This is a genomic window from Wenxinia marina DSM 24838 (assembly GCF_000379485.1).
Classification (GTDB): Bacteria; Pseudomonadota; Alphaproteobacteria; order Rhodobacterales; family Rhodobacteraceae; genus Wenxinia; species Wenxinia marina.
The window spans coordinates 142,892-167,948 of the sequence record NZ_KB902312.1; the positions used below are offsets into that span (position 1 = coordinate 142,892).

Annotated in this window: 22 protein-coding genes; 6 read left to right on the forward strand and 16 right to left on the reverse strand. The window is 70.1% G+C overall.

Annotated features, from left to right (window positions below; translation table 11 throughout):
- Window positions 1-4 precede the first annotated feature (4 nt).
- The 7 genes from A37W_RS0116690 to A37W_RS0116720 all read right to left on the reverse strand — a co-directional run bounded on the left by A37W_RS0116690 (window position 5) and on the right by A37W_RS0116720 (window position 9,159).
- Window positions 5-1,279, reverse strand: a complete 1,275-nt coding sequence (locus A37W_RS0116690) for an extracellular solute-binding protein (RefSeq protein WP_018304186.1) — start codon at window positions 1,277-1,279, stop codon at window positions 5-7.
- A 122-nt stretch (window positions 1,280-1,401) separates the two neighbouring features.
- A complete protein-coding gene (gene arfA, locus A37W_RS0116695) occupies window positions 1,402-2,910 on the reverse strand; it encodes an arabinosylfuranosidase ArfA (RefSeq protein ID WP_018304187.1) in 1,509 nt (502 codons plus the stop codon).
- A gap of 51 nt (window positions 2,911-2,961) precedes the next feature.
- Window positions 2,962-3,945 carry an ArsR/SmtB family transcription factor gene (locus tag A37W_RS0116700; protein WP_018304188.1) on the reverse strand — a complete coding sequence of 328 codons (984 nt, stop codon included), beginning with the start codon at window positions 3,943-3,945 and terminating at the stop codon, window positions 2,962-2,964.
- Between the two features lie 132 nt (window positions 3,946-4,077).
- On the reverse strand, window positions 4,078-5,310 hold the full coding sequence (locus A37W_RS0116705) for a lytic murein transglycosylase (RefSeq protein ID WP_018304189.1): 1,233 nt from the start codon (window positions 5,308-5,310) through the stop codon (window positions 4,078-4,080).
- A gap of 95 nt (window positions 5,311-5,405) precedes the next feature.
- Entirely contained in the window at window positions 5,406-6,932 is a 1,527-nt protein-coding gene (locus tag A37W_RS0116710; protein WP_018304190.1) for a KpsE/RkpR family capsule polysaccharide export protein, read from the reverse strand.
- Window positions 6,933-7,080: 148 nt separating this feature from the next.
- On the reverse strand, window positions 7,081-7,734 hold the full coding sequence (locus tag A37W_RS0116715) for an ABC transporter ATP-binding protein (protein WP_018304191.1): 654 nt from the start codon (window positions 7,732-7,734) through the stop codon (window positions 7,081-7,083).
- Between the two features lie 144 nt (window positions 7,735-7,878).
- On the reverse strand, window positions 7,879-9,159 hold the full coding sequence (locus A37W_RS0116720) for a Na+/H+ antiporter NhaA (RefSeq protein ID WP_018304192.1): 1,281 nt from the start codon (window positions 9,157-9,159) through the stop codon (window positions 7,879-7,881).
- A 90-nt stretch (window positions 9,160-9,249) separates the two neighbouring features.
- Here A37W_RS0116720 and A37W_RS0116725 point away from each other — a divergent pair, with 90 nt between their 5' ends.
- Together A37W_RS0116725 and A37W_RS0116730 are read left to right on the forward strand one after the other, a co-directional pair.
- A complete protein-coding gene (locus tag A37W_RS0116725; RefSeq protein WP_018304193.1) occupies window positions 9,250-9,837 on the forward strand; it encodes a uracil-DNA glycosylase family protein in 588 nt (195 codons plus the stop codon).
- Window positions 9,830-10,615, forward strand: coding sequence for an SseB family protein (locus A37W_RS0116730; RefSeq protein WP_018304194.1), 786 nt, complete (start codon window positions 9,830-9,832; stop codon window positions 10,613-10,615). The genes A37W_RS0116725 and A37W_RS0116730 overlap by 8 nt, the downstream gene beginning before the upstream one ends.
- Here the strand turns inward: A37W_RS0116730 and A37W_RS0116735 are convergent.
- From A37W_RS0116735 to A37W_RS0116770, 8 genes are all read right to left on the reverse strand, one after another.
- Window positions 10,612-11,544: a 2-hydroxyacid dehydrogenase gene (locus A37W_RS0116735; protein ID WP_018304195.1), complete on the reverse strand. Its 933-nt coding sequence runs from the start codon at window positions 11,542-11,544 to the stop codon at window positions 10,612-10,614. The two genes, A37W_RS0116730 and A37W_RS0116735, sit on opposite strands and share 4 nt — an antisense overlap.
- Before the next feature lie 89 nt (window positions 11,545-11,633).
- Window positions 11,634-12,773 (reverse strand): rod shape-determining protein RodA, encoded by a 1,140-nt coding sequence (rodA, locus tag A37W_RS0116740; RefSeq protein ID WP_018304196.1) that lies wholly within the window; start codon window positions 12,771-12,773, stop codon window positions 11,634-11,636.
- On the reverse strand, window positions 12,773-14,710 hold the full coding sequence (gene mrdA, locus A37W_RS0116745; RefSeq protein WP_018304197.1) for a penicillin-binding protein 2: 1,938 nt from the start codon (window positions 14,708-14,710) through the stop codon (window positions 12,773-12,775). The genes rodA and mrdA overlap by 1 nt, the downstream gene beginning before the upstream one ends.
- Entirely contained in the window at window positions 14,707-15,249 is a 543-nt protein-coding gene (locus A37W_RS0116750; RefSeq protein ID WP_018304198.1) for a hypothetical protein, read from the reverse strand. The genes mrdA and A37W_RS0116750 overlap by 4 nt, the downstream gene beginning before the upstream one ends.
- Window positions 15,242-16,156, reverse strand: a complete 915-nt coding sequence (mreC, locus tag A37W_RS0116755) for a rod shape-determining protein MreC (RefSeq protein WP_018304199.1) — start codon at window positions 16,154-16,156, stop codon at window positions 15,242-15,244. The genes A37W_RS0116750 and mreC overlap by 8 nt, the downstream gene beginning before the upstream one ends.
- 22 nt (window positions 16,157-16,178) lie before the next feature.
- Window positions 16,179-17,216, reverse strand: coding sequence for a rod shape-determining protein (locus A37W_RS0116760; RefSeq protein ID WP_018304200.1), 1,038 nt, complete (start codon window positions 17,214-17,216; stop codon window positions 16,179-16,181).
- 252 nt (window positions 17,217-17,468) lie between these two features.
- Window positions 17,469-18,680 (reverse strand): sensor histidine kinase, encoded by a 1,212-nt coding sequence (locus A37W_RS22970; RefSeq protein WP_086017008.1) that lies wholly within the window; start codon window positions 18,678-18,680, stop codon window positions 17,469-17,471.
- Window positions 18,664-19,152 carry a methanogen output domain 1-containing protein gene (locus tag A37W_RS0116770; RefSeq protein ID WP_047772199.1) on the reverse strand — a complete coding sequence of 163 codons (489 nt, stop codon included), beginning with the start codon at window positions 19,150-19,152 and terminating at the stop codon, window positions 18,664-18,666. Before A37W_RS0116770 ends, A37W_RS22970 begins: the two co-directional genes overlap by 17 nt.
- Window positions 19,153-19,349: 197 nt before the next feature.
- On the opposite strand from A37W_RS0116770, the gene A37W_RS0116775 reads away from it, so the two are divergent.
- Window positions 19,350-20,327 carry an acyltransferase family protein gene (locus A37W_RS0116775; RefSeq protein ID WP_018304203.1) on the forward strand — a complete coding sequence of 326 codons (978 nt, stop codon included), beginning with the start codon at window positions 19,350-19,352 and terminating at the stop codon, window positions 20,325-20,327.
- Window positions 20,328-20,369: 42 nt separating this feature from the next.
- On the opposite strand, the gene A37W_RS0116780 is transcribed toward A37W_RS0116775, so the two are convergent.
- Window positions 20,370-21,929 carry a 2-isopropylmalate synthase gene (locus tag A37W_RS0116780; protein ID WP_018304204.1) on the reverse strand — a complete coding sequence of 520 codons (1,560 nt, stop codon included), beginning with the start codon at window positions 21,927-21,929 and terminating at the stop codon, window positions 20,370-20,372.
- A gap of 239 nt (window positions 21,930-22,168) precedes the next feature.
- On the opposite strand from A37W_RS0116780, the gene A37W_RS0116785 reads away from it, so the two are divergent.
- From A37W_RS0116785 to A37W_RS0116795, 3 genes are read left to right on the forward strand one after another with little or no spacing between them, the layout of a single operon-like run.
- Window positions 22,169-22,873: an SDR family oxidoreductase gene (locus tag A37W_RS0116785; RefSeq protein ID WP_018304205.1), complete on the forward strand. Its 705-nt coding sequence runs from the start codon at window positions 22,169-22,171 to the stop codon at window positions 22,871-22,873.
- Complete coding sequence (locus A37W_RS0116790; RefSeq protein ID WP_018304206.1) at window positions 22,870-23,532, forward strand: SDR family NAD(P)-dependent oxidoreductase; 663 nt, start codon at window positions 22,870-22,872, stop codon at window positions 23,530-23,532. Before A37W_RS0116785 ends, A37W_RS0116790 begins: the two co-directional genes overlap by 4 nt.
- Window positions 23,526-25,052 carry a cryptochrome/photolyase family protein gene (locus tag A37W_RS0116795; RefSeq protein WP_018304207.1) on the forward strand — a complete coding sequence of 509 codons (1,527 nt, stop codon included), beginning with the start codon at window positions 23,526-23,528 and terminating at the stop codon, window positions 25,050-25,052. Before A37W_RS0116790 ends, A37W_RS0116795 begins: the two co-directional genes overlap by 7 nt.
- Window positions 25,053-25,057: the final 5 nt, after the last annotated feature.

The following is a 25,057-nucleotide window of genomic DNA, read 5'->3' on the forward strand; positions in this document are numbered from 1 at the left end:
CGTATCACATGTCGTTCAGCTCGTAGACGATCTCGTCCACCGCTTCGGCCGGGTCCATCTCGCCGTTCAGCGTCGGGACGAAGTAGGTGGCCATGACGTCGAAGATCGGCCCGGCGACGCCGGCGAGCGGGGTCTTGGGGTCGAAGATCATGTTTTCGGTGAGCGACGAGTAGGTCGCGTTCGGCTCCATCGACTGGTAGTCGGCGCTCTCGGTCACCGGGCCGTAGGCCGGGATGTGGCCGGCGGTCGCCCAGAACAGCGAGTTCTGCGCCATCCAGCCCATCACCTCGAGGACGGCCGCCCGCTTCTCGGGGGTCATCTCGGAGCCCTGGTTCGCCGGGATCGCGAAGGCGTGGCTGTCGGCGTAGGTCGCCGCATGGTCGAAGATCACCGGCAGCTCGACGGCGCCCCACTCGAACAGGTTGCCCTGCTCCTGCAGGTCGGTCATCGTCGGGACCTCCCACACGCCGTTGATCATCATCGCCGCCTCGCCCGAGGTGAACAGCGCGACCGTCGCCGGGTAGTCGGTGTAGGTCGACTGCAGGCCCTCGTTCGTCCACTCCTGCAGGACGGACAGGGCGTTCGTCAGCTTCTCGGCGTTGTCGCCGGCGAGGAACTCGCCGTCGGTCATCAGCTCGCCGTCCTGCTGCGCCATCAGCGAATAGATGGTGCGGAACATGAAGTTGCCGTCGGCGGTGACCGAGGCGAGCGGGAACTGCACGCCCGCCTCCTTCAGCTGCATCAGCGTGTCGGTGAACGCCTCGCGGCTGTCGAGGCCGACAGGCAGTCCGTCCTCGGTCAGGAGGCCGTTCGCCTCGAGGATGTCCTTGTTGTAGTACAGGACGATCGGGTGGGTATCGAACGGCAGCGCATACTGCTGGCCGTCCACCGTCACCGCGTCCCAGGTCGCCGGCGCGTAGTCGGCCTCGGACACGCCCATCGCCTCGAAGTCCTCGGCGGTCAGCGGCTGCAGCACGCCCTGGTCCACGGCCAGCGGGATGCGGCTGGCGTGGTAGGTCATGATGTCGGGCGCCTCGCCGACGGCGACCGAGGTCTGGACCTTGGAATAGAACGGCACGCCCCATTCCAGGGTCGTGGCGTCGATCGTGATCTCGCCCTCGTGCGCCGCGTTGAAGTCGTCGATCAGCTGCTTCATCCGCACGCCGTCGCCGCCGCTCAGGAAATCCCACCAGATCACGGTTTCCTGCGCCTGGACGGAGCCTGCCATGATCGACAGGGCCGCCAGCGCGGCGGCGCCGTAGGTCAGTTGCTTGGTCATTCTCTTCCTCCCTCGAGCCTTCGGCGGCGGGGTCGCCGCCCGTGCTCCTGCCAAAATCGTATCGCGATGGCTGATTCGCGCAACGTGGTTTTCGATACGTACCCGAACCCGTGATATGCTCGTCAGAGCTGCACCCGGATCATCGAGTAGGAATGGGGCGGCAGGGTCAGCGCCAGCTTGCCGCCGTCGAGCGTCGCGCCATCGCCCTTCCGCGGCGCGACGTTGTCCGGATTGTCCTCGGTGTTCGTCGCCTGCAGGTCGTCGTGCTTGATCAGCGTGTGCTCCACCGACTTGGCCGCGCCGAACCCGTCGAGGGCGAGGTCGACCTCCATCGCCTCCGCCCCGCTCTTGTTCACGGCGAAGAAGGTGAGCGTGCCGCCATCCGCGTCGTGCACCCCGGCGATGTCGAGGCAGGGCACGCCAGAGGCGGCGTCCGCGTCGTAGGTCGGCCCGTCCACCGACAGTCGCAGCGCGGTGCCGCGGCCGTGGTGCGAGGCGAACTTGAACGGCCAGAAGATCGTCTGCCGCCAGGCGCCGCCGCCGGTCCGCGTCATGATCGGCGCGATCACGTTCACCAGCTGCGCGATGCAGGCGATGCGGACCCGATCGGCCCGCCGGATGAAGGTGTTGAGGATGGAGCCCACCATCAGCACGTCCTCGAAGTTGTAGACGTCCTCGAGGATCGGCGGGGCGAAGCGCCATTCGGTCCCGTGCAGGTAGCTGAGATCCTGCTTGCGGGTGTGGTACCAGACGTTCCACTCGTCGAAGCTGATCGTGACGTCCTTCTTCGACCGCTTCTTCGCCTTCACGAAGTCGATCGTGCCCGACACGGTGTCGATGTAGCGGCCGAGCTTCTCCGAGAGCGCGAGGAAGTTGTTCGCGTTCTTCTCGTAGTTCTCGAAGTACATGTGCAGCGAGATGTGGTCGACGTTGTCGTACGTCGCCTCCAGCACCGTACGCTCCCACTCGGGGTAGGTGGGCATGTCGCTGTGGGACGAGCCGCAGACGATCAGCTCGAGCGAGCGGTCGAAGGCGCGCAGCGCCTTGGCGGTCTCGTTGGCGAGGTGGCCGTATTCGGTGGCGGACTTGTGGCCGACCTGCCAGGGGCCGTCCATCTCGTTGCCCAGGCACCACATCTTGACGTTCCACGGGTCGGCACGGCCGTTCTTCTTGCGGAGATCCGACCAGTACGATCCGCCGGGATGGTTCACGTACTCGACGAAGGCCCGCGCCTCGTCCAGCCCGCGGGAGCCGAGGTTCAGCGCCAGCATCATGTCGATGCCGGCCTTGTCGGCCCAGTCGGCATATTCGTGGATGCCGACATGGTTCGGCTCCACCGTGTGCCAGGCGAGGTCGAGGCGGGACGGACGCTCGTCCTTCGGCCCGATCCCGTCCTCCCAGTTGTAGGCCGATACGAAGTTGCCGCCCGGGTAGCGGCAGACCGGGGTGTCCAGCTCCTTGACCAGCTCCAGCACGTCGCCGCGCATGCCGTTGTCGTCGGCGGTGGGATGGTCCGGCTCGTAGATGCCGCCGTAGACCGCGCGGCCCAGATGTTCGAGGAAGGAGCCGTAGAGCCGGGGGTCGATATCGGCGACGGCATAGCGTTCGTGCGCGGTGACGCGGGCTTTCATTCTGATCCTCCCTCGCCGGATCGGGGAGGTGTCTATCCCGACTTCCGGTCCTTATCCGTTGTGAGGATATGATAGCGTCGAGTCGGCGTCCGCCGTCAAGGGCGCCGACGCCTCGCCCACCAGTTTCAGCCCGATGTCGCAATCGTGGTTGCCGAAGCCCCGGCCGAAGAGGTTGAGGCCGCCGGGGTGGTCCGCGTCCTCGCGGATGCCGAGGCGGACGCGCACCGAGCGGTGCACCTCGAGGTCCAGATCCTCGGCCCGCACGTCGGAAATCCGGTCGTCGCCGATGAACGTCCCCTCGGGCGTCACGCGCCACGTCGTCAGCAGGCCGTACTGCGAGCCGCGCAGCTTCCACCAGGCGGGGGTGTAGGTGCCGCGCGTGTCGCCGAAATCGCCGGGCGAGGTCCAGGTGCCGACCTCTATTCCGTTGATCCACAGGGTGATGTCCGACGGCCAGTTCTCGGACGTGCCCGGCACCTCCGAGCTCAGCTCGGCGGTCAGCGCCAGTTCGCGGACGAGGCTGCCGCGGGTCTTGAGGTTGTTGGGGAACTGGTACTCCACGAACCCGCGGGTGAACCACAGAAGGCCGGCGCGCATCCGGTCGGGTTCGAGGAACGTGTCCGGCACGTCGAGATCGCCGATCACGCCCGAGGGCGCGCACAGGCCGCAGGGCGCGCTGACCTCGGCGCGGGAATACAGGCCGATCGGCATCGACACCTCGACCGCGTCCTCGGCCAGACGGGGTGCGGCGGCGCGGAAGCTGAGAAGCAGGTCGGTGAAGGTGGAGCGGCAGATCTTCTGGTTGCCCTTGCGCGCCTTCTGCGCCCGCGTCTCGACGAGGCCCGCCTCCTCCAGCGTCTGCACGTTCGACGATACGGTCGATTGCGGGAGGCCAAGCTCGGCGGCCAGTTCGTTCACGTTGCGGGGGCCGTCGGATTCGAGGTGGCGCAGGATGCGCAGCCTGATCTCGCTGGCCAGCGCCCGCAGCACGTCGATCCGCTCCAGCGGATCCACCACCTCGAAATTGCGCTGCATCCCGGACCTCCGTGTCGGAGACGATCTGTATCATGAAAGGCGGTACGGAAAAGTCCCACGAGCGGTCGAGGATTTCGGCGAGCGCGCCGCCCGCTGATCGTCGACCGGCCTCGCCCCTGCGCGGGCGCCGGACTAGCCGCCCAGGGCGGCCCGCATCGACGGTTCGGGGAAGCATGTGGGCGCCAGCCCCGCGCTCTCCTGCCAGCGCCCGATGGAGCGGCGGGTGCGGAACCCGGCGAGGCCGTCCGCGCCGCCGACGTCGTAGCCGAGGTTCTCCAGCCCGCGCTGGATCGCCGCGACGTCCGATCGCAGCATGCCGCCGACCTCCTGCCATCGGCCGGTGAAGTCCCCCATGCCGTACTGGATGCGGTCGCCGACATGTCCGACGAACAGGGCGTAGAGATCGCTCTCGTTGTAGTCCTTCAGGACGTAGAAATTGGGCGTGACGACGAAGGCCGGCCCGTGCCGTCCGGCGGGCATCAGGAGATAACCCTCGAGATCCGCCTCGCCTTCCGGGAACGCGGCGCCGGAGACGCGGGCGATCCCCATCGCCGCCCAGTCGCGGATCGGCCGGCCCTGGTCCGGCCCTTCCAGCGCGCAGGAGACGGACGCCGGCACCGTCACCTCGAATCCCCAGTCGCGGCCGCGCTGCCAGCCGTGGTGGGCGAGGTAGCCGGCGATCGAGGCGATCGTGTCCGCCTCGGATCCCCAGATGTCGGCGCGCCCGTCACCGTCGCCGTCCGCCGCGTGACCCAGGAAGCTGGACGGCATGAACTGCGGCTGCCCCATCGCCCCGGCCCAGCTGGAGCGCATGGCGCCGGGCGGCGCGTGCCCGGCCTCGGCGATCCGCAGCGCCGCGATCAGCTCGGCCGCGAAAAAGTCGGGGCGGCGGCCCATGAAGCCGCGGGTGGCGAGGACGCGGAACACGTCGTGCGGGATCGCGGCGGCGCCGTACCCGCTCTCGCGGCCCCAGATGGCGAGGATGATGCGCCCCGGCACGCCGGTGGCCCGCTCCGCCGCCGCCAGCGCGGCGGCGTGGCGCTGCGCCATCTGCCGCCCGACCGACGTCGCCCCGTCGAGCGCCGCGCGCGAGAAGTAGCGGCCGGGCTGCCCGAACTCCGCCTGGCTCTGCCGCTGCGGCACGTCGGGGGCGCCCGGCGGGGCGAGGTCCGGCAGCTCCCAGTCGAGCGTCACGTTGCCGAGGGCCGCGTCGAAGGTTCCGCGCGAGACGCCGGCCGCCGCGGCTTCCGGCCAGATGCTGTCCTCGATCCACGCCCGGAATGCCCTCTCGGTCGCCGCGCGGTCCTGCGCGGTGACGGGCGCGGCGAACAGCATGAGGCAGGCGAGGAGGAGGCGGAGCAGCATCGAGGGCGACCTTTCTGGGACAGCCCGACGCTAGCAGCCCCGGCCCCGGAGTGGAAAGCGCCGCCGGCCCGGTCCGGCGGGCACGTGCCGGCGGGTCAGGCCGTGACCTGTTCGCGCAGGATCGAGGCGGTGAGCGACAGCATCAGGTAGATCCCAGCGAAGACGAGGAACGACAGCAGCGTGTTCTCGAAGGCGCGCGGATAGGTCGCCTCGTCCGGCGCCACCGGCTCCACCCCCAGCGACAGGTAGCGGACCTGGCGGTTCGCCTCGACGCGCGCCGTCTCCATCTGGGTCAGCGCCTGCTGCACGAGGAGGGTCTGGAAGGTGTAGTTCTCTTCCGCCAGCCGCAGCTCGGTGTTCTTGGCCGCCAGCGACGCCTCGCCCGACGAGGCCTCGGTCATCTGTTGGCGCAGGTTGGCGATCAGCGTCTCGATGCTGTCGATCTGGTTCTGCAGGCTCTCGACCTGGGCCTGCTGCGGGCGGGCGACCGACAGCCGCTCCTGCAGGGACAGCATGAGCTGCTGGCGTTCGGTCTCGAGCGCGCTGATCTGCTGCGTCCGGGCCGCGGTCTCGCCCACAGGGTCGATCTGCTGCACCTCCTCCTGGATCGCCAGCCATTCGGCCAGGGCGTCGGCGCGCCGCGCCTCGGCGGCCTCGTAGCTGCTCAGGGCGCCGGCCATCTGGTCCTCGCGCAGGCGCTGGGTCAGCTGGTCGACCTGCTCCTCGGCATAGCCGATCAGCGCCTCGGACCATTGCTGCGACAGGGCCGGATCGGGGGCGATCACCTCCATCTTCACGATGCCCTCGGTGGGGTCGTAGCTGATGCGGACGTGATCCTGATAGACGTCGTAGGCGGCTTCGGTCGTGGCGTCCGCCGGCAGCCGCTGCAGCGGGTCGATGTCGGGCGCCGAGAAGGCGCTCGCGAACCCCTCTTCCTGGTTCAGCCGCACGAGGGCGGCGCGGGAGGTCAGGTAGGACTGGACGGTGATCGAATCCTGCTGCGTCGCCATCGACGTGCCCTGGAACAGACCGCCCAGGCCGGCGGCGCCCGCGGGTTCGGCCTGCTGGATGACGAACTCGCTGACCGTGGCGTACATCGGCGTCGCCATGCGGTAGAAGTACCAGCCGGCAAGGAGCGTCGGCAGCAGCACGAACATCGACAGCCGCACGATCAGCAGGCCCGTCCGCCGCCGGCGGCGGCGGGCGAGGTCACGCTGGATCTTCATGATCTCGCTGGCCCGCCGCTCCGCCGGGCTGACACGCTCGGTCGAGGGAAGATTCCGCGGCGTCTGCGGCACGGTCTGCGGCAGGTGGACGTCGCCGCCCGGGGTCGCGGCATCGCTGCCGGCTTTCGGGGCGACGACCAGCTCGAACACGTTCGAGCGCGAGAACGGATCGACGCCGATCTGCCGCAGCTGGCGGACCGCGTCGAAGTCGGAGGTGACCTCCAGGCCCTGCTTCGCCGCCGCGCGTCGGGCCATGCGGAGCTGCCGGCCGGTCAGACCTTCCTGGCGGATCGCCTCGAGGTCGTCCGCCGGCAGCGTGTCGCGCGTGGGGGCGGGCGGCTCGACCGGGGCGGCGGCCGGCGCGGCAGCCCCGCGGGCGCTGGCCCCGGCAGACATGGCGTCGGCCTGGGTCTCCGGGACCTGAGGGTGGGCCTGCAGTCGCAACGGCTCGGCCGCTGCCGCTGCCGCTGCCGGGGCGGGGCGCCGGACCGGCGCCTCTCCGGCCAGCAGGGAAGAGCTGCGCCGGATGCGGAATTTCCGGACCTTAGGCTTCGTAGTCATACAGCTCTTTCGCTTCTTCGAGTGTCTCGAACATGTGCAGATGGCCGTCCCGCAGGACCGCCGCCGATTTCGCGAACCGCTCCAGCACCGCGGCCTGGTGCGAGACGATCACCACGGTCGTCGTCTCCAGTCGCTCGCGCAGGATCTCACCCGCCTTGCGGTTGAACTCGGCATCGGTCGTGGACGGCATCCCCTCGTCGATCAGATACATGTCGAAGTCGAGCGACAGCATCAGCGAGAAGGTGAAGCGCGAGCGCATCCCCTGGCTGTAGGTGCCGAGCGGCATGTCGAAATATTCCTCGATGCCGCACAGCCAGCGGCAGAAGCTTTCGACATAGTCCGGATCCAGCCCGTACAGGCGTGCCACGTAACGCGCGTTCTCGCGACCGGTGTGGCGCTTGACCACCCCGCCCATGAAGCCGAGCGGGAAAGAGATGCGGCAGCCCCGCACGATCCGCCCCTCGTCCGGCTTCTCGAGGCCGGCCATCATGTTGATGAGGGTCGTCTTGCCGGTGCCGTTCGGCGCCAGAATCCCCAGGGACTGGCCGAGGGGGACCCGGAACGACACGCGGTCGAGGATCACCTTGCGGCTCTGACCCGTCCAGAAGGACTTGCTGACGTCCAAGAACTCGAGCATCGCTCCGACCTGCTGCCCGGGTTTACCATAACGGCCCCCGGCGTCGTCATCACGCCTCGTCTAGTGCCGGATTGGGGCGAGATGCTGTCGAGATTGTCGCCCGCTTTGGGATAATTTCGGGGCAGGGACCGGTCGGTCCCCGCCTCAGGGCTGCTTCTGGACCCGGGTGACCTTGCCTGCGATCAGCGAGACGATCGCCGCGGCAAAGCTGAAGAGCGCGCCCATTTTGGCTGCATCCTGCACCGGCACGTCGCCCAGCATCGTCGAGGCCGGGAAGGCCACCGACGCGATGAACAGCGACACGGTGAAGCCGATCGCCGCGACGCAGCCGATGACGAACAGGTCGACGGTCCGCATCCCGGCCGGCAGGCCGAGCCGCATCGGCCCCGCGGCGAGCCAGCCGAACAGCAGGATGCCGAAAGGCTTGCCGATTAGCAGGCCGGCCAGCACCAGCCAGGTCGGCGATCCGATGGACGAGAATTCCACGCCGGCGTTGCAGAGGCCGAAGAAGAACAGGACCACCTCGACCGGGTGCTTCAGCAGGTGCTCGATGTGGTTCAGCAGGTCGGTCAGGTACTGCTCGGCCTCGGCGAAGAAGCCAAAGGCGCGGTCGGCGTGGGGGATCGTCGGCACGATCGGCAGCAGGCCGAGGGCCGGGTGGATGCCCGCCTCCTGGAAGCCGTACCAGGAGAGGCACCCGGCGATCAGGTAGGGCCACCAGCTCAGCCTGTCGCGCACGAAGGTCGAGTTCGGCCGCAGTTCCTTGTGCCGGTCGAGCCGGCGCGGAAGCCAGTTGAACAGGACGAACACCGCCACCGCCGCCCCCAGCGACAGCAGCAGCCATTCCGGCGCCAGCTCTCCCGACGGATAGAAGACGGCGAGGATGATGAGGCCGGCCGCGTCGTCGGCGATGGCCAGCAGCAGCAGGAACCGCACCGCGGGGTGGCCGGCGCCGAAGACGAGGCGGCCGACCAGGTAGCTGAAGGCGATGTCGGTGGCCGTCGGGATCGCCCAGCCGCGCGCGACCGCGTCGTAGGTCTCGGATCCCAGGATGGCGGCGAGGCCGAGATAGACGGCGATCGGGCCGAACATGCCGCCCGCGGTCGCCACCAAGGGCGTCGCCGCCTTCTTGCCGCGCAGCGAGCCCTGCTCGAGGATGATCGCCTCCCACACTTCCTTGGCGGCGATGGCGAAGAAGAACGCCATCAGCACGTCGTTCACGAGGTAGTGGAGCGTGAGTGTCCGGTACTCGACCTGCCCTGCCGCATCGAGGTGGGCGTGGCCGATGAAGAAGTGGTCGACGATCACCATCTCGACGAAATGGTGATACGCCTCGGGATTGATGTTGGCCCAGACCAGCGCGATCAGGGCGCCGAAGATCAGCAGCAGCGAGTAGTTCGTGAGGAAGTTCCAGACCCGGTACATGCTGACCACCCCTTCTCGCGCCGTATCGCCGTCCGGGGGGAGATACCGAATGGGTCCCGCTGCCGCAAGCGAGCGCACCGGCACGGCGCCGTGAGCGACGTCCGGGACGAGATCGCGGCCTGCCGGCTGTGCAGGGACCGCTTCGCCGCGACCGCGACGGGTCACGCGCCGCGACCGGTCGTGTGGTTCGCGCCCGGCGCGCGGCTGCTGATCGCCAGCCAGGCGCCGGGGCTGCGCGTCCACGAGGCGGGCAAGCCGTTCTGGGACCGCTCGGGCACGCGCCTGCGGCAGTGGCTTGGCCTTTCGGAGGCCGAGTTCTACGACCGCTCGAAGACCGCCATCGTGCCGATGGCCTTCTGCTTTCCCGGCTACGACCGCGCCGGCAGCGACCTGCCGCCGCCGCCGATCTGCGCCGCGACGTGGCGCGACCGGGCGCTGGCGCTGCTGCCGGAGGTGCGGCTGACGGTGCTGATCGGCGGCGCGGCGATGCGCTGGCACACCGGCTCGAAGGCGCCGGTGACGCAGCAGGTCGCGGGCTGGCGCGACCACTGGCCCGACGTCCTGCCCTTGCCGCACCCGTCCTGGCGCAATACCGGATGGCTCAAGCGCAACCCGTGGTTCGAGGACGAGGTGCTGCCGGTGGTGCGCGCCCGCGTCCGGGAGGTGATGGATGGCTGAGACGACCCCCCTCGACCGGGCGATCGCCGTTATGGCGGCGAAGGGCACCGACGCCGCGCGCCTGTCCTTCTACGGTGTCCTCGCCGACACCGAGCTGATGCTGCTGCTGGACGCCGAGCCGACCGACGACGCCATCGCGCCCCGCCTGCAGGAGACGGACGCGGGAACCTGCGTCGTCGCCTTCGACCTGGAGGAGCGGCTGGCCGACTTCGCCGGCGGCGACGCACAGACCGCGCGGCTGCCGGGGCGGGTGCTGGCGGCACTGGCGGCGGAGCAGGGGATGGGCATCGCGCTGAACCCCGGTGGCGCGCCGACGTCTCACATCGTCCCGCCCGACGCGGTGCGCTGGCTGGCCGAGACGCTGTCGGAAGAGCCCGAGGAGGCGCCGGAGCGCCCGGTCGAGGCGCTGAAGCCGAGCCTGCCGCCCGAGGCGCTGGAGGCGCTCGGCAGGGCTCTGTCCCGCGCCCCGGGCCTCGCCGCCTACGCGCTGCTGACGCGGGTCCGCTACCACGGCGGGCGCGAGGGGCACCTGCTCACGGTGATCGATCCCCGGCCGGGATCCGAGGACGCGCTGGTGCGGGCGGTTTCCGAGGCGCTGACCTTCTCGGGCGCGGGCGAGGCGGCGGCGACCGACGTCACCTTCCTTGCCGGCGACAGCCCGGCGGCGGCGCGGCTCGCGAAGGTCGCGTTGCGCCTCGACGTGCCGGAGGCGCCCGCGACCCGGCCGGCGCCCGCCCCGCCGGGCAGCGACCCGGACAAGCCGCCGCGCCTGCGCTAGTAGCCGGCGCTCCGGTCCACGACGTGCAGCAGCGGCTCGCCCGCCTCGGCGCGGCGGACGTTCTCGGCGATGACGCGGCTCGCGCTGGCAGGCCGAGTCTCCGACGCCACGTGGGGCGTCACGGTCACGCGTGGGTGACTCCAATACGGATGGTCCTGCGGCAGCGGCTCCACCCGGAACGTGTCGAGCGTGGCGTGCCCCACCTGCCCGGTCTCCAGCGCCGCCAGCAGCGCGTCGTCGTCCACCAGCCCGCCGCGGCCGGGGTTGATGACGACCGCGCCGTCGGCGAGCCGACCGAGCGCGGGGCCGTCCAGGACGCACTCGGTGTCGGCGGTCAGCGGCAGCAGCAGCACCACGATCTCCGCCCCGTCCAGCGCCGTCGCCAGGCCGTCGTCGGCCGAGTGGCAGCGGATGCCGTCGATCTCCTTTGGCGAGCGGCTCCACCCCGACACGGCGAAGCCGAGCCCTGCGAGGGCGCGGCCGCACGCGGTGCCGAGCGCGCCGAGGCCCAGGATCGTGACCTTCCGGTCCGCCGCCAGCGGCGGCGGGACCGGCCGCCACTCGTGGTCCGGATTGACGATGTGCGCGTCCATCCCGAGGTGGTGGCGCAGGACGTGGCCGGTCACGTACTCGACCATTCCCGCCGTCAGCCCCTCGTCCACCATGCGCGTCAGCGGGATCTCCCGCGGCACGTCGTCGGCGATTCCCTCGATCCCGGCCCAGAGGCTGAGGACGGCCTTCAGCCGACCGCAGCGGGAGAGGTCGAGGCGGTCTTCGGCGGGGGCATAGACGATGTAGTCGGCCTCCTCCGGCGGGAGATCGGTCGAGAGGCGGGCGTCGACGCCAGCGGCGGCGAGGGCGTCCGGGAGGACGGTTCGGTAGTCCGCCCAGCGGTGCGGGGCGCTGTGGAAGAGGATGTTCAGGCTCATGGAGCCCGGTTACCGGGGGCGCGAACGAATTTCGAGAAATTCGTTCTGCGTCAGACGAAAATTCGCCGAATTTTCTTCGCGCCCCGGCCTCAGCGCGGCTTGTGCACGTGCGCGCTCTGCACCAGCCCGAACGCCAGCAGCAGCACCAGCATCGACGAGCCGCCCCACGACACCAGCGGCAGCGGCACGCCGACGACCGGCGCGAGGCCCATCACCATGCCCATGTTCACCGCGAAGTACAGGAACAGCGTCATCGCGACCCCGTGCGTCAGCAGCGCCGAGAACCGGTCGCGGTTGGTCAGGGCGGACGCCACGCAGAAGAAGATGATCCCGGCATACAGCATCAGCAGGGCGAACGCGCCGACGAAGCCGAACTCCTCGGCCAGCGTGGTGAAGATGAAGTCGGTATGCTTTTCGGGCAGGAAGTTCAGCCGGCTCTGCGTGCCCTGCATGAAGCCACGCCCGGTCCAGCCGCCCGACCCCAGCGCGATCTTCGCCTGGGTGATGTGATACCCGGCGCCCAATGGATCGTTCGCCGGGTCGAGGAAGGTGTCGATCCGCCGGTACTGGTAATCCTTCAGCAGCTGCCACGGCGTGCCCCGGCTCTCGATCACCGCCATCACGGTGCCGATTCCGGCGGCGATCACCGTCGCGAAGTACAGCCAGTGCACGCCGGCGAGGAACATCACGGTCCCGCCCCCCGCGACCAGCAGGATCGCGGTCCCCAGATCCGGCTGCGCCAGGGTCAGCAGCGTCGGCATGCCGATGAAGAACAGCGGCACCATGACCCAGAACGGATGGCTCGCCTTGTTGACGGGCAGCCAGTCGTAATAGGCGGCGAGGAACATCACGAGGCCGATCTTCATCAGCTCGGACGGCTGCAGCCGCACGATGCCGAGGTCGATCCAGCGCTGGGCGCCCATGCCGGTCTCGCCCACGAACTCCGTCGCGATCAGCAGGACCAGCGAGACGAGGTAGGCCAGCGCCGCCATGTTGCGCCAGAACCAGATCGGCACCATCGCGACCACGAACATCGCCGCCATGCCGAGGGCGAAGCGCTTCATCTGCGGCTCCATCCACGGCTGGGCGCTGCCGCCGGCCACGGAATAGAGCATCAGGAAGCCGAAGCCCGCCACGGCGGTCAGCAGCAGGATGACGGGCCAGTTCAGGTAGAACAGCTTGCGCGGGCCCGCGGGCACGTACTTGGCGTGGTACGTCAGGTAGGACATCAGGCGCGGTCCGCGGCCGGCGCGCCGGCCGGCACGTAGGCGCGGATCCTCTCCTGCATCGCCTCGGCCGACGCGCGCTCCGAGCTGGGATAAGCGTCGAGCGGCGGCTCGCCCTCGTACAGCGCCTGCAGCGTCACGTCCCGCCCGATGGGGGAGGCGGCGCCGCCGCCGCTGCCATGTTCGACCACCACGGCGACGGCGAATCGCGGGTTCTCGTAGGGCGCGTAGTTCACCCACAGCCCGTGGTCCCGACGCTCCCACGGCAGGTCGGCGTTCGAGATGACGCCGCGGGCCCGCTCCTCGGCGGTGATCCGGCGGACCTGGCTGGTGCCGGTCTTGCCGGCCATCTTCATCCCGTCGGCGACGATCCGGCTGCGGTAGGCGGTGCCGCGCTGGTGGTTCACCACGTCGTACATCGAGGCGCGGATGCGGCGCAGGAAGTTCTCGTTCACGCCCATCGACTCGCCCCGCCCGGTCGGCGTCTCGATCCCGTCGACGGTATGGACGAGGCGGGGGCTCACCGTCCGCCCGGTGGCGAGGCGCGAGGCCATGACGGCAAGTTGCAGCGGCGAGGTCAGGACATAGCCCTGCCCGATGGAGGCGTTGATCGAATCGCCGATCCGCCATTCCTCGCCGCGGACCGTGCGCTTCCATTCCTTGTCGGGGATGTTACCGGCGTTGACGGCCGACATCGGCACGTCGTGCCGCTCGCCCAGGCCGAAGCGGCGGGCCATCGCGGCGATCGCGTCGATCCCGGCGCGCTGCGCCAGGTCGTAATAGTAGCAGTCGCAGGACTGCTTGAGCGATTCGTGCAGGTTGATGTTGCCGTGCCCGCCCGAGCGCCAGCAGTGGAACCGCGTCCCCGCCACCTCGGTGAAGCCGGGGCAGTAGACCGTCTCCTCGGCGTCGATCACCCCCGCCTCGAGCGCGGCGAGCGCGGTCATCATCTTGAAAGTGGAGCCGGGCGGATAGACCCCCTGCACCGTCTTGGAGGCGAGCGGGCGGTAGATGTCCTCGTTCAGGCCGGTCCAGGCGTCGACGCTGATGCCGCGCACGAAGAGGTTCGGGTCGAACGACGGGGCCGAGGCGATGGCCTTGAGATCCCCCGTCTCGGTGTCCATCACCACGACGCTGGCACTCTCGCCCGCGAGCCGCGCCTCGACGTAGGCCTGCAGGCGGGAATCGATGGTCAGCTGGATGTCGGCGCCGGCCTCGCCCTCGATCCGGTCCAGCTCCCGCATGACGCGGCCGACGGCGTTCACCTCGATCCGGCGGGTGCCGGCCTTGCCGCGCAGGCTCTCCTCCAGCTTGGCCTCGACGCCGGTCTTGCCGATCTGGAACTTGGGGATCTGAAGCAGCGGATCGGGATCCTCGATCTGGTCGAGGTCGTAATCGGACACCGGGCCGACATAGCCGACCACGTGCGCGGTGTCGGCGCCGCGCGGGTAGTAGCGCGACATACCGACGTCCGCGACGACGCCGGGCAGCGCGGGAGCGTTCACCGTGACCCGGCTGATATCCTCCCAGCTGACGCGGTCGGCGATGGTGACGGGCACGAACGGCGAGCGGCGCTCCAGCTCTTCCTTGGCGTGCTCGATCGTCTCGTCGTCGAGGTCCACCAGCTCGCGCAGCTTGGCCAGCGTCGCGTGCACGTCGCCGGCATCCTCGCGCACCATGACGATGCGGTAGTTCTGCTCGTTCACGGCAAGCGGCACGCCGTTCACGTCGAAGATGTTGCCGCGGGCCGGCGGGATCAGGCGGATGTTGACCCGGTTCTCCTCGGCCAGCAGGCGGAACTCGTCGGCGTGCTCGACCTGCATCGACTGCATCCGCCAGCCGAGGGCGGCGACGATGGCGGTCTGCGCGCCGCCGACGACGAAGGCGCGGCGGCCGATGCGGCGGGCCGAGGCCTCGGTATCGCGGGGCGGTCGTCTCACAGGCGGTGTCCCAGGGCATCGACGGCGCCGGGCGCGCGTCGGGTGAGTCCGAAGGCGACATACGCGAAACCGACGACCAGCGGGTATGACAGGATGGTGAGGCCCATCTCGATCATGGTCAGCGCCATCGGCGCCTGCGGCATCATCAGCGCGGCGAGCGTCAGGCGCACGCCGAAGGTCAGGCCCACGATCGCCAGCGACACCGTCGCCCATTCCAGCGGGAACGGCATGGTGCGGAAGCCGGCGTGACGCCGGCGCAGCGCCTCGGTCGCGATCACCACGGCCGCGGCCATCAGGCCGGGCGGGCGGTGGAACAGCAGATCCGTCAGCAGGAACAGCGCGGCGACGAGGAGGACCGGCACATGCTCGGGCCGGCGCACCGTCCAGGCCATCGTCGCGGCGAGCAGCAGGTCGGGGGGCGCCCAGCCGCGCGGCAGCGTGTCGAGCGGCAGCAGGCGCAGGAACACGAGGCCGAGCGCGATGCCGGTGAAGGCGAGCCGCCCCATCCAGCGGCGGGTGGCGGGGGTGCCCTCAGCCATCGGTCCGCTCCGCCACTTCCTCGCTGCCGGGCGGCGGCAGCAGGGCCTCGGCCTCGGGCAGGACGAGGCCGCCGGGGTCGACGATCTCTTCCCGCGGCTGGCTGCGCAGCACGCGCAGGAACTCCAGCCGGCCGTAATCCGCGGCGAGGCGCACACGGTGCCGGCCGTCGTTCCCCAGCGCCACCTGCCCGACGAGGAGGTCGGCGGGGAACACGCCCCCGTCGCCGGTCGAGACGACGCGGTCGCCGGGGCGGATCTGGTCGAGGTCCTCGAGGAAGTCGAGGACGGGGTAGATCGTGTTGTCGCCGGCGAGGATCGCGCGCTGGCCGGACGGCTGGATCACCACCGGGATGCGGCTGGACGTGTCGGTCAGCAGGATCACCCGGGAGGTCTGCTCGCCCACGCCGCTGATCCGGCCGACGAGGCCGATTCCGTCCATCGCCGGCCAGCCGTCGGTGACGCCGTCCCGCTCGCCCACGTTCAGCAGAACCGACTGCCGGAAGGGCGACCCCGAATCGGCCATCACGACGCCGGTGATGTAGGTCAGCTGCGGGTCCAGCCGGACGTGGTTGAGGTCGAGGAGGCGGGCATTCTCCTGCTCCAGCTGCAGGGCAGCCTCGCGCCAGGCGCGCATCTGCTGCAGCTCGCGCCGCAGTTGCTGGTTCTGCTCGTGGATGCGCTGGTAGCTGCGGAAGTCCGAGACGAGGTGGATCACCCCTGTCACCGGCGCCATCGCCCAGTCCATCGGCGGCACGACCTGGTCGATCACCATCGCGCGCACCCGCTCCACCCGCGGGCTGTCGATGCGCCAGAACAGGAAGATCGCGACGAGCACGACGACAAGCACCCCGACCAGCAGTCGCCGGATCGGGCGGACGTAGTCTTCGCCTGTCCTGTCCTTCGCCATGGGGCTATCCGTCCCCGAAAGGTCAGCTCTCGTAGTCTATAACGTGCCGGAGCTGCTTTTCATATTCCAGCGCCTTGCCCGTGCCGAGCGCGACGCAGTTGAGGCTCTCGTCGGCCACGCTGATCGCGAGGCCGGTCTGTTCGCGCAGCGCGAGGTCGAGCTGGCCGAGAAGCGCGCCGCCGCCGGTCAGCATCACGCCGCGGTCGACGATGTCGGCGGCGAGATCGGGCGGCGTCGCCTCGAGCGCGGTCATCACCGCCTCGCAGATCTGCTGCACCGGTTCGGCCAGCGCCTCGGCCACCTGCGCCTGGGAGATCTCGGTCTCCTTCGGCACGCCGTTGAGGAGGTCGCGGCCGCGGATGTGCATCGACTGGCCGCGGCCGTCGTCGGGCATCCGGGCGGTGCCGATGGCGGTCTTGACCCGTTCTGCCGTGGCCTCGCCGACCAGCAGGTTGTGCTGGCGCCGCAGGTAGCTGACGATCGCCTCGTCCATCCGGTCGCCGCCGACCCGCACGCTGCGGGCGTAGACGATGTCGCCGAGGGACAGCACCGCGACCTCGGTCGTGCCGCCGCCGATGTCGACGACCATGTTGCCGGTTGGATCGGTGATCGGCATGCCGGATCCAATGGCGGCGGCGATCGGCTCGGCGATCAGGCCGGCGCGGCGGGCGCCGGCGGAGAGGACGGACTGCCGGATCGCGCGCTTCTCCACCGGGGTGGCGCCGTGCGGGACGCAGACGATGATCTTCGGCTTCGAGAAGGTCGAGCGGCGCGCGACCTTGCGGATGAAGTACTTGATCATCTCCTCGGCCACGTCGAAGTCGGCGATCACGCCTTCGCGCATCGGGCGGATCGCCTCGATGCTGCCGGGCGTGCGGCCCAGCATCAGCTTGGCGTCCTCGCCGACGGCGAGCACCTTCTTCTGGCCATCCTTGACGTGGTAGGCCACCACGCTCGGCTCGGACAGGACGATGCCCCGGCCCTTGACGTAGACCAGCGTGTTAGCCGTCCCCAGGTCGATCGCCATGTCGGACGAGAACAGGCCAGAGAAAATCGACATGTCGTGCGGTCCCCGCGGTCCCCAGAACTTCCGAGCGCGCCATTGGACGCGCGGCCGACTCGGGTGGGAGTGCGGCAGAGCGGGGTTATACGGGGAGCACCCGGCGGGCGAAAGGGCAGCCCTGGCGGGTAGCGCAAATTCGCCGGGAGGCGCGGGAGGCGCGGGGGGCCACGGCGCCGGGTGGCTGCTGCGGCAAGGGTCGCAGGTCCGGGACGCACGGGCACCGGGCAGGGCCGGTCGGGCGCCGGGGCGCTATCCGTCGCCGGCCGCTCCACCGGCCGCGACAAGGTCCCGATCCGCGCCGCGCCCTGCGGCCCCGGGACGTTCGGGCGGATCGGCGCCCGCCGGCGTCCGAAGCCCGCTGATCCGGAAGGTCGCCCCGTTGCCGGGCTCGCCCTCGGCGCGGATCGTCCAGCCATGACGCTCCACGATGGTGCGGACGTTGGCGAGGCCGATCCCGCTTCCCTCGATCTCCGAATCGGACTGGAGGCGGACGAAGGGCGCGAAGAGGCGACCGGCCTCTTCCTGCGCGAAGCCGCGGCCGTTGTCGGCGATCTCCAGCGTCCGGCCGTTGTCGCGGCGGGCGATGGTGACGACCGGCGGGCGACCGGGCTGCGCGTATTTCACCGCGTTGCCGATCAGGTTCTCCAGCGACTGACGTAGCAGGACCGGCGCCGCAGCCACGTGGCCGAGCGGTCCGTCGCGGCGAAGCGTCGCGCCCGCGGCGGCGAAGGCAGGGCCGAATTCCATCTCGATCTCGTCCATCAGCGCGTCGAGGTCGACCGGGACCGGGTCCACCGCCTCGGTGCCCGCGCGGGCATGGTCGAGCAGGCTTGCGATCAGCTTCTCCAGACGCTGAGCGCTGGACCGGGCCCGCCCGACGAGGTCGAGGGCGGGCTGCGGCAGGTCGGGCCCGAAATCCTCGGTCAGGAACTGCAGCAGCAGTTCGATGTTCCGCAGCGGCTGGCGCAGGTCGTGGGCGGCGACGGAGGCGAACCGCTCCAGCGCGGCGTGACTGTCCTCGATCTGCCGGCGCAGCTGCCGTTCGCGCGCGGCGGCGGCGGTGGAGTCCGACAGCTGCCTGCGCAGGGCGGAAAAGGCCCTGTCGGTGCGGGAGGGCGGGCCGATGGTGAGCAGGAACGGCGCACCCGCGTCTCTCGACGCGCCGACCTCGACTCGGAGGGGCGGCAGGTCCGGCCGCAGCCTCAGCGCGATGGAGCCGCCGGACGCCGCCGCCCGGATGTCGGCGGCGAGATCGCGGTCGGGCGTTCCGAGGCTGTCGGCGAGGGTATGGCCGGGCCGGACCGAGCGACCGTAGAGCCGTGCGAGGACATCGGCGGCGACCGGATTGACCGCCAAGACCTCACCCTTGCGCGAGACGAGGAGGGCGCCATACGGTAGCGTCTCGATCGGCGGGGCCGATCGGGGGAGCGGTCCGTCGTCGTCCTCAGCCGAAATACTCACGCCCCTCTCCCGTCGGTCCGCGGCCGTCGAGGTGGATCACCACGCGGCATCCCTGCGCGCCTTTCGCGATCGTCTCTTCGAGGAGGACGTGAGCGTAGCCGAGGTTGTCCGCGGCGATGCGTCCGAACACGTTGGACGTCATCATGCACAGCGACGGCTTGCCGTCGGCCGCCCGGCCAAAGGGGCAGCGGTCGTTCACGAGCACGATCCGGTCGTCCGCCAGGCTCTCGACTCGGAAGCCGCCCTCGATCCGGCGCTTGAGGTCGACGAGGGCCGCGGCCACCTCCGCGACGTTCAGGCGGTCCTTGCCGGCGGCCGCGCGGTAGTCGGCGTTCATGGCGGCGGCGGTCCGGTGGCCGACGAGGGCGATGAACCCCTCGGCGAGATCGATCCCGACGTTCGTCTCGAGCACCTCTGCCAGGTCCGTCAGCATGGATTCGAAGAACCGCTCGCGGTCACGGTCGACATCCATGGACTCGAACCGGCGATCGAGCAGGTGAGGGTCGGCAGTCACATCATCCTCCGCATCGTTGCCCAGTTCCGGCCCACAAGACGATATAATCCTCTAGGATGCCTTAATGGGGCACCGACCGGGGGCGGGGCGCTTGGCCGCTTGTCCGCCGGGGCCCAGAACAACTGCGGAACGACAGCGGGAGCGGAACCGCGAGCATGGACACGGACGGGCGGACCGGAGACGGATCGCGGCTTGCCGCGCTCGACCTCGCGCGGCTCGTGTTCGCGGTCGTCGTGGTCCTCGCGCACGGCCGGCTGTTCGAGGATGTGAGCACCCCCCTCTTCGCGGCCTTCGTGAACGGGCCGTCACGCGTGGTGGTGCCGTTCTTCCTCATCGTCAGTGGCTACTTCTTCGAGAGCGGCACGCGGCGAGGGCTGCGGCCGTGGATCGGCGGCATCGTCCGGCTCTACCTGGTGTGGAGCGCGATCTACCTCCCCCTCGCCGTGCTGATCGAGCCGATGCCGCCGGACAAGACGCTGTTCTACCTCGTCACCGGATACGCGCACCTGTGGTTCCTGCCCGCCCTCGCCGGGGGCGGCGCCGTCCTGTGGCTGGTGCGGGGCTGGCGGACGTGGCGCCTGTTCGTCCTGGCGCTGGCGGCGGTGCTGACCGGGGCGACGGTGCAGTACCTGCTGAACTACGTGGTCGGCACCGCGGACCTTCCGCACCGCAACGCATGGATCGCGCTGTCGCGGAACTTCCTGTTCCTGGGCTTCCCCTACTTGGCGTTCGGCTACCTCCTGCGGCGCCGGCCGGTGGCGTCGGGGCCCTGGCTGTGGCCGGCGCTCGCGGCGGCCTGCCTCGTCATCGCGGCCGAGACGTGGGTCAACTACCGCGCGCTCGGCCTCGGCGGGTTCTTCGACATCACCCTCGGCGCGATCGTGACGACGCCGCTCCTGCTGATCGCGCTGCTGCGCTGGAGGGGCGCCCCGGGGGCCGCATGGATGGCGCCGCTGTCGGCGGCGCTGTACCTGGTCCACCCTCTGGTCCTGTATCCGCTGTTCGAGTTCGCGCACCTGCCGCCGCGGATCGTCGCGCCGCTGACGCTCGCGCTGTCGCTTCCGCTGGCCTGCGGGCTGGTCTGGGCGGGGCGCTCGCTGCGGATCAGGCGATACGCCCGGCGGACGACCTGACGCCGGCCGCGGCGCGGACCCTGCCGCGCCGCGGAGCGGACATCAGCCGACGTCCTTGTAGCTGACTTCCTTGCGGTCCGCGCCCGGCGCGACCTTGCCCGCGCGGTGCAGCATCCGATTCAGCGCGTTGATGTAGGCGCGGGTCGAGGCGACGACGGTGTCGGTGTCCGCCGACTGGCCGGTCGCGATCCGCCCCTCGTCCTCCAGCCGGACGGTCACGGTCGCCTGCGCGTCCGTCCCTTCGGTCACGGCGTGGACCTGGTACAGCTGCAGCCGCCCGCCATGCGGAAAGGCCGACTTCACCGCGTTGAAGGCGGAATCGACCGGGCCGTCGCCCTTCGACGTCACCGTCTGCTCGGCGCCGTCGATCTCGATCACCATCTCGGCCTCGGCCGGGCCGCCGGTGCCGCAGACGACGCGCAGCGAGACCAGCTTGAGCCGGTCGTCCACCGCCTCGTTCTGCCGGACCAGCGCGATCAGGTCCTCGTCGTAGACCTCCTTCTTGCGGTCGGCGAGGTCCTTGAACCGGACGAACACGTCGTTCAGCTGGTTGTCGGCCAGCTCGAACCCCAGCTCCTTGAGCTTGGAGCGCAGGGCGGCGCGGCCGGAATGCTTGCCCATCACCAGCGAGGTGGCGGAGAGGCCGACATCCTCGGGGCGCATGATCTCGAACGTCTCGGCGTTCTTCAGCATGCCGTCCTGGTGGATGCCGCTTTCGTGGGCGAAGGCGTTCTTGCCGACGATCGCCTTGTTGAACTGCACCGGAAAGCCGCTGACCGTGGCGACCCGGCGCGAGATGTTCATCAGCTTCGTCGTGTCGATGCCGGTCGACCACGGCATGATGTCGTGGCGCACCTTCAGCGCCATCACCACCTCTTCCAGCGCGGTGTTGCCGGCCCGCTCGCCAAGGCCGTTGATCGTGCACTCGATCTGCCGCGCTCCCCCCGCGACGGCGGCGAGGCTGTTCGCCGTCGCCATGCCGAGGTCGTTGTGGCAGTGGGTGGCGAAGATCACGTCCTCCGCCCCGGGCACCTCGGCGATCAGGCGGCGGATCAGGTCCGCGCTCTCCACCGGGGCGGTGTATCCCACCGTGTCGGGGATGTTGATCGTGGTCGCGCCGGCCTTGATGGCGATCTCGACGACGCGCCTGAGGTAGTCCCATTCGGTCCGCGTCGCGTCCATCGGCGACCATTGCACGTTGTCGCAGAGGTTGCGGGCGTGGGTGACGGTCTCGTGGATCCGCTCGGCCATCTCGTCCTGGGTCAGGTTCGGGATCGCGCGGTGCAGCGGCGAGGTGCCGATGAAGGTGTGGATGCGGGGGGCCTTGGCGTGCTTCACCGCCTCCCAGCAGCGGTCGATGTCCTTGAGGTTCGCGCGGGCCAGGCCGCAGATCACGGCGTTCCGCGACTGCTTCGCGATCTCGCTCACCGCGCGGAAGTCGCCCTCCGAGGCGATGGGAAAGCCCGCCTCGATGATGTCGACGCCCATCTCGTCCAGCATCGAGGCGATCTCGAGCTTTTCCTCGTGGGTCATGGTGGCGCCGGGGCTCTGCTCGCCGTCGCGCAGGGTCGTGTCGAAGATGAACACGCGGTTGTCGGTCATGTCATGCATCCTTGTCTTCTGTCCTAGCTGTCCGGCGCTGACACCCCTCTGAGCGGTCGCGCCGACAGGCACGCTCAGAGGCGGCTAAGGAGAAGAAGCAGGCCGAGCGGACGGGCGGCGCGGGGATCGCGCGGGCCAAGGATATGGGTCCGGCTCGTCATGGGCGGGGATCATAGGGGCGCCGGCGCGAAAGAAAAGGGCGAATTGACCGGGCGGCACAGGGGTCTAGCTCGCCCGGCATGGATGGGAAACGAGCGATCATCACGGGGGCCGGGGGCGGCATCGGCGGCGCCCTGGCCGAGGACATGACGGCCCGGGGCTGGCAGGTGCTGGGCCTGGACCTGAACGCGGATGGGCTGGGGCGGCTGCAGGGCGGGGCGATGACCCGCGTCTGCGACGTGACCGACGAGGACGCGGTGGCCGAGGCGGTGGCGGCGACCGGCTGGGACGGGCTGGATCTGCTGGTCTCCAACGCCGGGATCGCGCGGCCCTACAACACGCCCATCGAGCAGCTGACGCTGGCCGAGTGGCGGCGGCTGACCGACAGCCACCTCCTCGGCGCGTTCCTTTTGGTTCGCGCCTGCGCACCGCTCCTGCGGGCGCGGCGGGGGTCCATCGTGCTCATGTCCTCGGTCCGCGCGTTGCAGTCCGAGCCGGATAGCGAGGCCTACGCGACCGCCAAGGCCGGACTGACGGGGATGGCGCACGCTCTGGCGATGAGCCTCGGCCCGGAGGTGCGGACCAATGCCGTCGCGCCGGGCTGGATCAGCCATGACCCGGACGGCGTGCGCGACATCGACAACACGCAGCATCCGGTCGGCCGGGTCGGGCGGTTCGACGACATCGTCGGCACCGTGCGCTGGCTGACGGAGGCGGAGTTCGTGACCGGGCAGACCATCGTGGTCGACGGCGGCATGGGTCGCAAGATGATCTACGAGGAATGAGCCGGGCGCTGGTGATCGGCGCCTCCGGCGGCATCGGTGCGGCTCTCGCGGACGCGCTGGAGGCGGGGGGCGACGACGTGGTGCGGCTGTCGCGGTCAGCCGACGGGCTGGACGTGACCGATGGCGATAGCGTGGCGCGCGTGCTGGGCGAAGTGGAGGGGCCGTTCGACCTGATCCTGCTCGCGACCGGCATCCTCGCGCCCGAAGGGGCGGAGCCGGAGAAGGCGCTGGCGCGGATCGACGGACCCACGATGGCGCAGGTGATGGCGGTGAACGCCATTGGACCGGCGCTGGTGCTCGCGCAGGTGCCGCGCCTGCTGGACCGGGACGGGGCGGGCAAGGTCGGCGTCATCACCGCCCGTGTCGGCTCCATCGGCGACAACCGGCTCGGCGGCTGGCACTCCTACCGGGCGTCGAAGGCGGCGGCGAACATGATCGTCCGGGGCGCGGCGGTGGAGCTGGGACGCACCCACAACCGCGTCACCTGCGTCGCGCTGCATCCTGGCACCGTCGCGACGCGCTTCACGGCAGACTATCCGGGCCACCGCAAGGTCGGCCCGGACGAGGCGGCGGCGAACCTCATCGCCGTCATGGACCGACTGGAACCGGAGCAGACCGGCGGCTTCTTCGACTACGCTGGGGAGCCGATCCCGTGGTGAGGCTGGTGCTGGTGCTGGGCGACCAGCTGACGGAAGACATCCACGCTCTCCGCGAGGCGGACAAGTCCACCGACGTCGTCGTCATGGCCGAGGTGATGGACGAGGCGACCTACGTCCCGCACCACCCGCGCAAGATCGCCTTCCTCTTCGCCGCCATGCGCAAGTTCGCCGCCCGACTGGAGGGTGACGGCTGGACCGTCGCCTACACGAAGCTCACCGACAACGACAATTCCGGCTCCATCCCCGGCGAGCTGATGCGCCGCGCCGAGGAGCACGGCGCAGGCGAGGTCCTCGCCACCGAGCCGGGCGAGTTCCGCCTGATCGCCGCGCTGGAGGAATGCCCCGTCCCCGTCCACCAGTTCGGCGACGACCGCTTCCTGTGCAGCCACGCCGAGTTCGAGGATTGGGCGAAGGGCCGCAAGTCGCTGCGGATGGAGTACTTCTACCGTCAGATGCGCGAGCGGACGGGCCTGCTGATGCAGGACGGCAAGCCCGCCGGCGGGGCGTGGAACTACGACAAGGAGAACCGCAAGCCGCCGCCCGACGCCGTCGGCTTCGGCGGGCCGATGCGGTTCACGCCCGACGAGACGGTGCAGGAGGTGCTGGACCTCGTCGCCGACCGCTTCGGCGACCATTTCGGCGAGATCGGCGACTTCTGGTTCGCCACCGACACCGGACAGGCCCGGCGCGCGCTGGCGCACTGGGTGACGCACGGGCTGCCCCGCTTCGGCGACTTCCAGGACGCGATGAAGGAGGGCGAGCCGTTCCTCTGGCACTCCATCCTGTCGCTCTACATGAATGCTGGCCTCCTCGACCCGCGCGAGGCCTGCGCGGCGGTGGAAGAGGCGTGGAAGGCGGGCGACGCGCCGCTGAACTGCGCCGAGGGGTTCATCCGGCAGATCATCGGCTGGCGCGAGTACATCCGTGGCATCTACTTCCTGCAGGGGCCGGACTACGCGACACGCAACATCCTGCGCCACACCCGCGACCTGCCGCCGCTCTACTGGGGTGCGGAAACGCGCATGGCCTGCGTCGGGGCGGCGATCGCCCAGACCCGGGACGAGGGCTACGCCCACCACATCCAGCGGCTGATGATCACCGGCAACTTCGCGCTGCTGATCGGCGCGGAGCCCAGCCAGGTGCAGGACTGGTACATGGCGTCCTACGTGGACGCCTACGAATGGGTAATGACCGCCAACGTCATCGGCATGAGCCAGTTCGCCGACGGCGGGCTCGTGGCGAGCAAGCCCTACGTCTCGTCCGGGTCGTACATCGACCGGATGAGCGATTACTGCGCCGGCTGCGACTATGACGTGAAGGAGCGGACGGGGGAGGGGGCCTGCCCCTTCAACCCGCTCTACTGGCACTTCCTGAACCGGCACCGCGACCGGTTCGAGGGCAACCACCGGATGGGGCGGCTCTACTCCAACTGGGACCGGATGGACGAGGAGCGCCGCACGGCGATCCTGAAGGCCGGGGACGAGGTGCTGGACCGGCTCGACAGGGGCGAGACGGTCTGAGGCCC